Genomic DNA, 12,468 nt, shown 5'->3' on the forward strand with positions numbered 1-12,468 from the left:
GCGAGAAACATTTGCTATAGATATACTTCTTGCACAGAAATATCTGAGCATGGAACCCGAAATAGCTAAAGCGCTAGATGACGCGGCACGTAATGTTATATTCCACATAACTAAAGAGGTAAAGGAATGATTTTGAGATTTCCTACTAGAATGTATTTTTATTAACACGTTAACTCATATCAAACTTTACGGACAAAGGAAAATTCATATTACACATAATAAAACTTGCTTATATAAGCGAATATAAGTTCGCTTATAAATACATATTTAACAGAAGGAATTAATTTATTTTTATGGATTTACCAGGTTTTGCATTGCTTATAGTAATACTCTTCTTGCAAATTACATTACGAATAGGTCTCTACTTTAGTCATAAAACTACCACTTTTAGAGATTATGCTGTAGGACGTAAAAATTTTGGGTAGTTGTATAAATATATGACGCTAAGTTACTCAAGTCTATTATTGTATTTTTGTTTTGGGAATGAGTATTATATTTATTTTATTTGCATAAATAGTTCTGTTTTTTATCTTTGTTAAAGCCATTATTTACTACATCTACGTTAATTAGTCATTCAGAGCATCTTTACTGTAATGTATTTGCTTGAAAAAATTAACTGTTTTTCATCAAATAAAATAAAACGTACTCAATATCAAATATTTATTTTATCATCTATTTATACGACCATCTATATACCTATTATGCGGAAGTAAGAACCCTTAACAGCACCCCGCCACCTCTAACTTATACCCATTACTTATCCCAATCTTATTAAGATTTCAACAAAATAACTTGTGGACAATACAGTAAAATGGATGTTTTATATAAATTTTGGACCAATATTAAAATTAAATCCACATAATAAATTAAGATATGCACAAAGTTATTAACACCTGGTTTATTTATTTTTTTAGACGCTATAACATATAACCATATCTTAGTTTTAAAAATTATATATTGATGTTGCATCATTTTTAATAAAATAGAATTAGGAAAAAGAAATAAAGTAATAGATGATCACAAATATGAATACACCTTAATACCTAATTATCCACAAATCCACATTTCAATAATAAAATAATTTATTTTTTAAATATTAAAATCTAATAATAGATGTAAGCAAAAAAATGTGGATACAATAAAAAAAGACAACTGCTGAGGTGTAATTTTTTATAAAATTTTTTTTATGACTTATTCTAAAATATTCCGTAGAAATTTTGGTAACCTATTTGCCTATGTATTATATTTGATGAGCATATTGTTGATTAACAATCACTTTTTTAAAATTTAAAAAAAAACATGAATTTTTACTAAAAAGCAACCTGCTATTTTTAGATGTTTGAATATTTTTATTCTATATATGGCTGATTTTATTTCCAAAGATATAGCATTACTTTCTGGAGTTGGACCAGATAAGGCCGAATTGCTTAAAAATGAGCTTCACATAAGTACTTATGAAGATTTATTAAGACATTATCCATTCCGTTACGAAAACAGAACGTATCTATCTACTGTAGCTGAGCTATATGCTGCTGACAATAATAGTCCCTTTGTTTCTTCTGGTGTACAATTACAAGGATGCATTGTACATCTTAAAAAAGTAGAAAAGGGTAAAAAAAGATTAGTAGCTATTTTCAAAGATGAAACCGGTCAAATTGAACTTATATGGTTTCAGAATTTTTCCTGGATCGTAAAAAATATAAAACCCCATATACGTTATAGCGTTTGGTCTAAACTTAATCTTTCACCTAATGGTCAAAGGCAACTTATTCATCCAGAAATTAAAATTTTTGTGAATGGCCAACAGGAATTGTACAGTTATATTCCTGTATACAGTACTACTGAAAAGCTGAGAAAAAGTTATTTAGATTCTAAGGGGATTGTTGGATTACAAAGGAAGTTACTTAATAACCTACATGTCTATGAAACACTTCCATCTTATTTGTTGACTAAATATAAGTTATTTACTCTAGAAAAAGCTTTAAGAGATATTCATTTTCCTACCAATGCAACAGCATTAAGGCATGCGCAAAGAAGACTAAAGTTTGAAGAGCTATTTTACATTCAGCTAAAATTGCTTAAGCTAAGACAGGTTCGCATAGAAAAACAAAGCAGTAAATCTTTCGAGGATTTATCGTTGTTTAATACATTTTATGAAAAACATTTACCTTTTTCCTTAACCAATTCGCAAAAGAGCGTAATTCGGGAGATACATCATGACCTTATTTCTGGGAAACAAATGAATAGGTTATTGCAGGGTGATGTAGGGAGTGGAAAAACCATTGTTGCATTTTTGGCTATGCTTATGGTCATTTCCCAAGGAGCTCAAGTAGCTATTATGGCACCTACCGAAATATTGGCTAAACAACACTTTTCCCGTTTTTATTCTTTTGCCCAGTTGCTGAATTTAAATATTGCTTTGCTTACAGGTAGTACTAAAAAAAAGGAGCGGGAACATACCTTATACAAACTTAAAACTGGAATATTACATATTATAGTAGGCACACATGCATTAATCAGTGAGGGTGTTTCCTTTAAAGAACTTGGTTTCTTTGTAATAGATGAACAGCATCGTTTTGGTGTGGCTCAACGTGCTGGTCTTTTAAGTAAAAATCAAAATTACGTACCGCATATTTTAATTATGACAGCTACGCCTATTCCAAGAACGTTAGCCATGACTTTCTATGGAGACCTAGACGTTTCTACTATTTCTGAACTACCAGCAGGTAGAAGGCCTATTAAAACCCAACATTATTACGAAAACTCCAGATTAAAACTTTTTCAATTTTTAAGAGAACAGATGTCTTTAGGAAGACAAATCTATGTGGTTTATCCCCTAATAGAAGAATCTGCTGTGTTAGATTATAATAATCTAATGGCTGGTTATGAAAGTATCTCTAGGGCCTTTCCGGATGTTCAGATTGGTATCGTGCATGGTAAGATGGATTCATTTTCCAGAGATATGGAAATGCGACGTTTTGAAAAAAATGAAACGACTATTCTAGTTGCTACAACTGTAATAGAAGTGGGTATTAATATACCTAATGCAACAGTAATGGTTATAGAAAGTGCAGAACGATTTGGTTTATCTCAATTGCATCAGTTAAGGGGTAGGGTTGGCCGTGGTAGTGAACAGTCTTATTGCATTTTAATGACGGACTATAAATTAAATAAAATAGGTAAGGCACGCATTGAAACCATGGTTAAAACAACTAATGGCTTTGAAATATCAGAATTAGATCTTAAACTTCGTGGTCCAGGTGATTTGATGGGATTGCAACAAAGTGGGATCCTGAATCTAAAGATTGCCAATTTGTCTACGGATATAAATATTTTAGAGGCGGCACGTGAATCAGCTAGAAAAATTATTCAAGAAGACCCAGATTTCCAATCTGTAGATAACTTGCCAATTTATAAAGAATACACTAGATTAGTCAACAAAGCTGGAGTATGGAGTATGATAGGTTAGAAAAGTTTGTGATGATGTATGTCAAATCATTTTCGCTGATAGGTATCTTTTGCTTGTTATTCCATGGCTTTAATCTTAAAAATTAAACTAAAAAGTTATGTTACTGTATAAAAATTTCTTGGACAAGTTTAGCCATGTTTCATTACTTCGTCAAATAGAACGGTTGTTGGGATGGGATCAACAAACTTATATGCCTGCTGATGCTATTAAAATTCGTTCTAAGCAGATTGCATATATTGCAGGATTGGCCCATACGGAGGCAACCAGCAATGCGTATAAAAAGGCACTAGGTCAGATGATTGACATTGAAACAGAGGAAATTAAACTAGAAGAATTGACTTCCGTTCAAAAAATAAATCTCAGAGAATGGGCTAGAGACTTTAAGCGGATGGTTAAATTACCACAACATTTTATTGAAAAATTCTATACTGTAACCACACAAGCAACAGAGAGCTGGAAAGAGGCAAAACGGTCAAATAATTTTTCATTATTTAGCCCATGGTTTGAGAAAGTTGTAACGCTTAATAGAAAAATGGCGGATTTGTTGGGTTACAAAGATAGCCCTTATGATGCACTTATCGATCTATATGAGCCAGGTGTAACGACGGCTACTTTATCTACTCTTTTTGGTGATCTTGCTCATTTTTTACGTAATCTTGTCAAAAAAACGAATGGCAAAGATAGCCCCTATATCTCTTATTTTAAACATGATTTTGTCTGGGAAGACCAAATGCAACTAAATCATTTTCTTTTGGAACTAATGGGTATTAGTAAGAAAAATGCTAGGTTGGATCTTGCTATACATCCCTTTTGTAGTGGCATACACCCATCTGACGTAAGAATGACGACCAATTTAGATGGAGGACTATTGGAAAATATTTTTGCTGTATTACACGAAGGAGGTCATGCACTTTATGAATTAGGACTTCCTCAAGAAGAATGGGCCACTCCTTCCGGTCAAGCTGTTTCCATGGGATTGCATGAAAGTCAATCTAGGTGGTGGGAAGTTATGATTGGTCAATCTCTTCCGTTTTGGAAATACGTATATCCTAAATTACAAGCACAATTTAAGCAAATTAGAAATCTATCTCTGTTAGAATTTTACAGCCATATAAACCATGTTCAACCTTCCTATATCCGTATTTATGCCGATGAAGTTACTTATCCATTGCATGTTATTCTAAGATTTGAAATAGAAAAACAGTTAATTGAAGGAAGTATTACTGTAGCAGATGTCCCAAATATGTGGAATGGTAAAATGCAAGATCTATTGGGTATTACACCTAAAAACGATACAGAAGGCTGCTTGCAAGATATTCATTGGTCTGGAGGTTCTTTCGGCTATTTCCCAACTTATGCCTTAGGAAATATCTATGCTGCACAATATTTTGAAACCTTTGCTCATACTTTCCCTGACTGGGAAACAAAAGTAGCCAATGGTTCATTGGGATTTATTAAAGATTGGTTGCGAGAACATATTCATAAATTTGGTAGAATGTATAATTCAGAGGAAAGTTTAAAACGAGTTACAGGTCGTTCCATATCCGTACAACCATATAAAGACTATATAACGAAAAAATATAACCAGATTCTTATTTAACCTATAACTTGAAAATTATTAACTGATGTTACGTACAGATGTAAAGAGAACATGTAATTGCATGGTGGATGAATTATTCAGTACATTAACATGAAACAGTTCTTTTTGTATTTATACTAGAAATCAACAATTATGATTAATAGATAAAATCTAGTACATAACATCAGTTAGTAAAAAAAGAAAATAAAGCCACGTTATTCCAATAGTTTAGAAAAAATATTCTTTATATACGCAAGACAATGACAATATCCCCACTACCACAATACTATAATTTTCTAGAACGTGAAAAACATTGGCAGGATTTTTGGATCAAGAAAAATGTATATGCTTGGGATCCAAAATCTTCTCGAGAAGATACCTTTGTGGTAGATACACCTCCTCCTACCGTCTCTGGTAATCTACACATAGGCCATGCTTGTAGCTATACCCAAGCGGATTTTATAGTCCGTTTTCAGCGTATGTTGGGAAAAAATATTTTTTATCCAATAGGATTTGATGATAATGGTTTGCCTACAGAACGTTTGGTTGAAAAGCAAAAAAATGTTCGGGCTACTAATCTAAGTAGAGAAGATTTTATAGCACTGTGTCAAGAAGTCGTTGCTGTTGAAGAGGAGAAATTTAGAGTTCTTTTTAAAAGTATGGCTCTTTCCGTTGATTGGGCACTAGAATACCAAACCATCAGTCCACCATCTCGTAAGCTATCACAAATGTCTTTTTTAGATCTGCTTGCAAAAGGAGAAATATACCGGAGTGAACAACCCATGTTGTGGGATCCGGTAGATGGAACTGCGCTAGCACAGGCAGATATTGAAGATAAGGAGAGAGATTCCTATATGAATGACATTATTTTCCATCATGAGCCTACACATGAACCTTTGCATATAGCTACTACTAGACCTGAGCTTTTACCAGCTTGTGTAGCCCTATTCTTTCATCCAGATGATGCCCGATATCAACACCTATTACATAGCTATGCCATTACCCCTCTATTTAATATACGTGTGCCTATACGAGCAGATAGCCTAGTCCAACCAGATAAAGGAACAGGATTGGTTATGTGTTGTACATTTGGAGATCAAACGGACATCTTATGGTGGAAGAAACACCAGCTTCCTACTAAAATTATACTTAATAAACAGGGTATCATTACAGCCGACCATGCTGGTCCAATTAAAGGACTTAAGGTAACAGCAGCACGCGCAACAATTATAGAACGATTAAAAGAGGAATCTTTATTGGTTAAGCAAACCAAGATTACACAATTTGTAAAATGTGCAGAACGATCTGGAGCCCCCTTAGAAATCCTTACTACCCCTCAATGGTTTATACGAACCTTGGAGCATAAAGAAGCACTTTTGACTAAGACCAATGAGCTACAATGGCATCCTGCTTCTATGAAGCATAGACTCGATACATGGATAAATGGTATTTCTTGGGATTGGTGTATCAGCCGCCAACGCTATTTTGGTGTTCCTTTTCCTGTTTGGTATGCTAAACGCAGTGGCGAAGAGGGTAAGATTTTATTGCCAACTATAGATCAATTACCCGTAAATCCTTTGATAGACTTGCCAATAGGTTATACAAAAGAGGAAGTAGAACCAGACTATGATGTGATGGATACCTGGGCAACGAGTAGTATTTCTCCGCAGCTTTCTAGTCAAGCCATTAGCAATAATTTTAGCATAGACTATAAAAGACATAGTCAGTTATTTCCAATGGATTTACGTCCTCAGGCCCATGAAATCATACGTACTTGGGCTTTTTATACATTACTCAAAGCACATCTCCATGAAGATCGTTTACCTTGGAAAAATATAATGATCAATGGCTGGTGTTTGGCTCCAGATAGAGATAAAATGTCAAAATCAAAGGGGAATATTATTGCCCCAGAAACACTTTTACATCAATATGGTGCAGATGTAATACGTTATTGGTCTGCTAGTGCCCGTTTAGGAGCAGACACATGTTATTGTGAAAATGTAATGAAAAATGGCAAGCGACTTATAACCAAATTATGGAATGCTGGTAAGTTTATTGCACAACACTTTCCTAAAATAGACCATGGGGTACGCATCATTTCACTCTCAGCGTGCCAGGAAAAGATTACACATACACTAGATAAATGGCTTTTGCATTTCCTAGCCATATTGGTAGAAGAAGTACGAACCGATCTATTAGCCTATGGCTATACAGAAGCATTAGAACGTATAGAAAAGTTCTTCTGGTCTGTTTTTTGTGATGATTACCTTGAGATGAGTAAATCTAGAGCCTACAATGAAGATCATGTCAACGATTCAGGTCAGTGGAGTGCTATTCTAACACTTTACCATACCTTTTATTGTCTCTTGCAACTTTTTGCACCCATTTTACCACATATTACGGAAGAGCTTGCTCAGCGTCTCTATCCTCATAAAGAATCTATCCATACAAGGGGGAGTTGGCCTAGTTTGCAGTTTAACAGTGGATTAAGCAGTGATCAAGTAAACCAAGTTGATCAACTTAGAGAAGTTATGAATTTGGTTAGAAAAGCCAAAGCAGATCATAAATTATCTATAAAAGCGCCTATTCAATTACTGACTATTAGTGGTAGCAGTTTAACAGAAGATTTATTACAAGATCTTAAAACAGTCTCTTCTGCAAGAGAGATTCTATTTGCAACAACATTAGATGATCCATATTTTCAGGTAAAAGGGAAGCAGTGTTCCATATCTGTGCAGTTTGAGTAAAGTAACAGAATGATTTTTGTAAAAAACATCATCTTTATCAGGTAGATCAAGTAATACATTGCTTTATCAGGTAGATCAGCCATACATTGCGTACATGAATAGGGCATTACCATAAGATTTTAGAAAGAAATGAAGAAAGTTGCTTTTCATACATTAGGTTGTAAGTTGAATTTTGCGGAAACATCAGCCATTGGTCGTTTGTTTACAGAACAAGGATTTGTTTCTGTAGAACTGGAACAGCGTCCTCATATTTTTGTGATCAATACTTGTTCTGTGACAGAAAATGCAGATAATAAATGTGCAAAAATTGTCCGAGATGCGCTTAAAGTTTCTCCTGAAGCCTTTGTAATTGTAATAGGGTGTTATGCACAACTTAAGCCAGAAAAAATAGCTCAAATAGATGGTGTTGATGCTGTATTGGGTACCAATGAAAAGTTTAAGTTACTTGATTTAATTACCGATTTTAAGAAAAAACAAGCCAATGAACTGGCAACGATACAAGTCAGCTCCATCAAAGAGGCACTGACTTTTGCTCCTTCCTATTCCATGGGAGATAGAACCAGGACTTTTCTTAAGGTACAGGATGGCTGTAACTACCACTGTTCTTTTTGTACCATACCCTTGGCTAGGGGTAGAAGTAGAAGCACCACCATTACACAAGTGGTAGAACAGGCTAAAGAAATAGCGCGTAACCATGTTAAAGAAATTGTATTAACGGGGGTGAACTTGGGAGATTTTGGCGTTATAAATAATATAAGAAAAACCAACTTTTTTGAACTTATTCAAGCATTAGACGATGTAACCTGTATCGAACGTTTTCGAATTTCTTCTATTGAGCCTAACTTATTGAGACAAGAAATTATTGATTTTGTGGCTCGTTCAAAACGATTTGTACCACATTTTCATATACCGTTACAATCGGGTAGTGATAAAATTTTAAAATTAATGCGCCGTCGTTATGTAACAGCCCTCTATCAAGAGAGAATATTAGCCATCAAAGCGCAAATGCCATCTTGTTGCATAGGGGTAGATGTGATTGTTGGATTCCCCGGTGAAACAGAGGAAGACTTTTTAGAAACCTATCAATTTTTAAATGAACTAGACATTTCCTATCTACATGTTTTTCCCTATTCAGAGAGAGACCATACAAAAGCGGCTACGATGGATAATGCTGTAACCCCAAAAGAGCGTATAAGAAGAGCTAGGATGCTCCGTATACTTTCAGAGAAAAAACTTAGATCATTTTATGAACAAAATTTAGGAAAAACGGCTACTGTTTTATTTGAATCAGAAGAAAATGAACATATTATCGAAGGATTTACGGAAAATTATATTCGTGTACAGTTGCCATACGAAGCAGCATTAGCGAACACTTTACATAAAGTAGTATTAAGTGAAATCAATGCGGAGGGCGTAGTCATTCCAAAACTGCTTTTGTAAATTCTATTTTTCTAAAACGGATTTTAATCTGATTATCAGAATTAATATTCTAATTGTTATGCTCCTATTCTCCTGGTTGGTATTCTATTAGACCATACAAATTCTTCTCCTTGGTGTTCGAAATACCTTTTGTTTTCAACAGAAAAACTTTGACTACGTCCTTTTTTGCGTTTGACTAGAATACAACATGCATCTATATTTCGATGGTTTGGATGTTTGTTTTTAATCTTTCTTATATCAAAAATGCAATTTAAACCTATATGCACTATTTTTTTATGGCTTTTATATTGGTTTTTGTCATAATTCCGAGATGCTATTTGGTTTAATGCTTCATCTACGGCTACATCAGAGCTTTGATTACTCTTTTTTAGTTCTATGATATAGGCAATATGATTCTTGGTATCATTGATAATGATATCAGAACGACCACTTCCTGAAATTTTTTCCGAAGAAACATTTATCGTTGGTATGTTATGACAAGCGCCAACTAGGAATAAATGGATAGCAGCATGAAAACTCTTTTCTGTATCATTAAGAAATATATAACCGGCATTGGTAAAACAGTTATTATACAGTGTAAGTAAAAACTCATTCCAGTTTTCGTTTTTTAACGTATCAAAGATACCGCTATATGCTTTACCATCTTCTTCTTGCCTTGCTAGAGCAGCCTCTTCTATATTTTTGAGTAAGGATTGTTTAATTTCCTCATTAGGAAATTTTAATGTATACATGTCATTTTCACAGCTATCTATGGTTAGATATCCTGTTTGAAACATCAAAGGGATTAAATCTATGTCTTTCTTTTGTTTTGTAAACAATAGTTCCTCTTCAGTTGCTTCAAATTTTAGATCATCCCAATCCACCATAAATTTTTCAATATGCTTATTCATTTGCTCTAACAGTATACTAGGATCACCTGTTCTATACCAGTAGTTTTTTAATTTCCCTTCTTGCTTAAAATAATAAAGTATAGAGGTAGGATTGAATACACTGAAATCTTTTCTTATCGTGTTAGGCTCAGTTCTGTTAAGGTCTTTTTCAAAGAATTTGTATCCATTATAATAATCTTTTAAATCATTCATAACGGTATCCACAGATTGTTTTACTGGAACTTCTCTGTTTTTTTCTTTATTTGTAGATTGTTGTTCAATAGATTGTTCTATTGGAATTCTTTTGTTCCTTTCTTGACATATGTATTCTAATTCATATGCAAATAATTCTCTTATATCCTTCTCTGTGTATCCAGTGATATCGAAAACCTCTTCGTAAAGAGATATATCTTCAAAATTATTAGGACCAGACCCTATGTCGGATAAAGTAAAATTAGTTACACCAGTTACAAATACTAATTTACAATCCTCTGCACGGCTTTTGACTACTCTAAAAAAATCACCTAAAATGGTCATGCCATTTTTATATTTCGAAGAATTCCAGTCTAAATTAACTACTGCTCCATCATATTCATCGATTAAGACAATTACTTGATTAGAATAAGCACTTTCTTGCTCTTGAAATTTTATAAATGCTTGCTCTTGCTCTTGAGACTTGTTGGCTTTCTCCATTTTTCGGTCTTCAAATTCTTGTTTTTGAAGGTCTGTAAATTTTTTAATTAATTTGTTAACCAAATCTTTATAATAGGATTCCATGGAGGCCTCTTCTTCAGGATTTTGCATATTGGATTCAATACCATATTTTTCGGCAATACCATATAAATCCTTTTTAATATCTTCTTCTAACTTGACACTTTTACTCAAATTAGAAAAATCTAATCTAATTATTGGATATTTTTTCCAATTGTATGCTTTGTTTTCTATAGTTCCAAGCGTTAGATTCCAACATTCAAACTTGTTACTATGAATATAACATCCTTCAAATAACGCTTTATTAACGGTCCCTTCTGCTATTGTAGCTATGGTAGATATTAATGTAGATTTCCCAAATCTACGAGGACGTATTAGAAACTTTGATTGACCTTCTGTTGACATTAAGAGGGAGCCAATAAATTTTGTTTTGTCTGAATAAATCCCAGAAGCTAAAATTTTTCTTATAGAAGCATTTCCAATAGGGAGCAGATCGTTCCTCTTTTTTACAAAATGTTCCAATGCCATGTTATCTGGTTTCCTTTTTATTCCCCTCATTTCCATAATGTGTTTATGTTCTTTACATGAAAATAAAGATAATACAAGGCATAACAATATCGCATAATTTTTTTTATTGTTTTTAAAAATCATGTTGCTCAAATATTAATTTTTATTGCTCGATATGTCTTATGAGCTATGTAGGCGGTTATTTAAAATAAGGGAACCATATAAACGACACCCTACCAAGGTTGCACCACTATTTGCCCATGAAGACAGATCAGGCTATATACTTTTAGTTACGCTATAAAAATACAAAAATGTTTTAATACTATTGAGACTAGCGTGTTTATTCAAAAAAAGGCAACTTTCAAGTATCTGATTATATTCAACATAAACGCATTTTTTTACTTAAAAATGAGATTATAGATGACTTCACCTACCTCAATAGATAGTCGGTCTTGAAGTATTCTATATCGTCTTTTTTATAAAAAAAATAGGATTAGATTACTTCAAAAACATATAAAAATATTGTATAATTTTATTAGAAATAGCAACGCAAAAACTCAATGAGGTTGTAGGCTGAAGAGAGCTAGCCAAGAGGTATTAATCTGACATTCCGCACTAAAAAAACATAATTTTTTAATTATTTTTATAATTGATTAAGAATTAATTGTGCGCCACGCTAAGCGCACATTCCGCTAGTAGCTGTAAGTGCTACCGGGAAAGCGTTACTGAACGTATTTCGTACTTAGCCTTGGGCAGTGTCTGGTAACAGATGTTGTTAAGCGTAGGCCAAAGGAACCTATAGGCCGGAAGCCGCAAGGTTGAAGTGATTGAGCCCCGTAAATGGTGGTTGTGATGGTGGCCGATGTTATGCTCGAGACAGAAGGCAATAGACAAACAACAGACGTTATATCAGGAGGAAGTTTGTCCACCATCGGGGTCGGAGAGCCTGGCATATAGGGAAAGTGGGTGTGTGAACGTGGGAGAACCTAATGGATCTTGGAGAAATTCGAGTATTGGTAAACAAGTGTAAAAACGAGGATATCGGGTGGTGGTACAAATATATGATGGAATAAAAGACTGACATTGAGGATTTTCCACTATATTTGATAAAAAACGGCTAATTTTCTCAAAGAAATATATCATGGA

General features: G+C 33.8%; 5 protein-coding genes. 4 read left to right on the top strand and 1 reads right to left on the bottom strand.

Translation table 11 applies throughout. From position 1 onward, the window contains the following. The first annotated feature begins 1,360 nt into the window (after positions 1–1,360). The 4 genes from recG to mtaB all read left to right on the top strand — a co-directional run bounded on the left by recG (position 1,361) and on the right by mtaB (position 9,235). Positions 1,361–3,469 (top strand): ATP-dependent DNA helicase RecG, encoded by a 2,109-nt coding sequence (gene recG, locus CCPUN_RS03575; protein ID WP_133282215.1) that lies wholly within the window; start codon positions 1,361–1,363, stop codon positions 3,467–3,469. A gap of 118 nt (positions 3,470–3,587) precedes the next feature. Next, a complete protein-coding gene (locus CCPUN_RS03580) occupies positions 3,588–5,069 on the top strand; it encodes a carboxypeptidase M32 (RefSeq protein ID WP_165941936.1) in 1,482 nt (493 codons plus the stop codon). 239 nt (positions 5,070–5,308) lie between these two features. Next, complete coding sequence (locus CCPUN_RS03585; protein ID WP_204594652.1) at positions 5,309–7,795, top strand: valine--tRNA ligase; 2,487 nt, start codon at positions 5,309–5,311, stop codon at positions 7,793–7,795. 129 nt (positions 7,796–7,924) lie between these two features. Beyond that, complete coding sequence (mtaB, locus tag CCPUN_RS03590; protein ID WP_133282217.1) at positions 7,925–9,235, top strand: tRNA (N(6)-L-threonylcarbamoyladenosine(37)-C(2))-methylthiotransferase MtaB; 1,311 nt, start codon at positions 7,925–7,927, stop codon at positions 9,233–9,235. 56 nt (positions 9,236–9,291) lie between these two features. On the opposite strand, the gene CCPUN_RS03595 is transcribed toward mtaB, so the two are convergent. Next, positions 9,292–11,379 (bottom strand): AAA family ATPase, encoded by a 2,088-nt coding sequence (locus tag CCPUN_RS03595; protein WP_165941937.1) that lies wholly within the window; start codon positions 11,377–11,379, stop codon positions 9,292–9,294. Positions 11,380–12,468: the final 1,089 nt, after the last annotated feature.

The sequence above is a fragment of the Cardinium endosymbiont of Culicoides punctatus genome (genome assembly GCF_004354815.1).
In the GTDB taxonomy this organism is placed as follows: Bacteria; Bacteroidota; Bacteroidia; order Cytophagales; family Amoebophilaceae; genus Cardinium.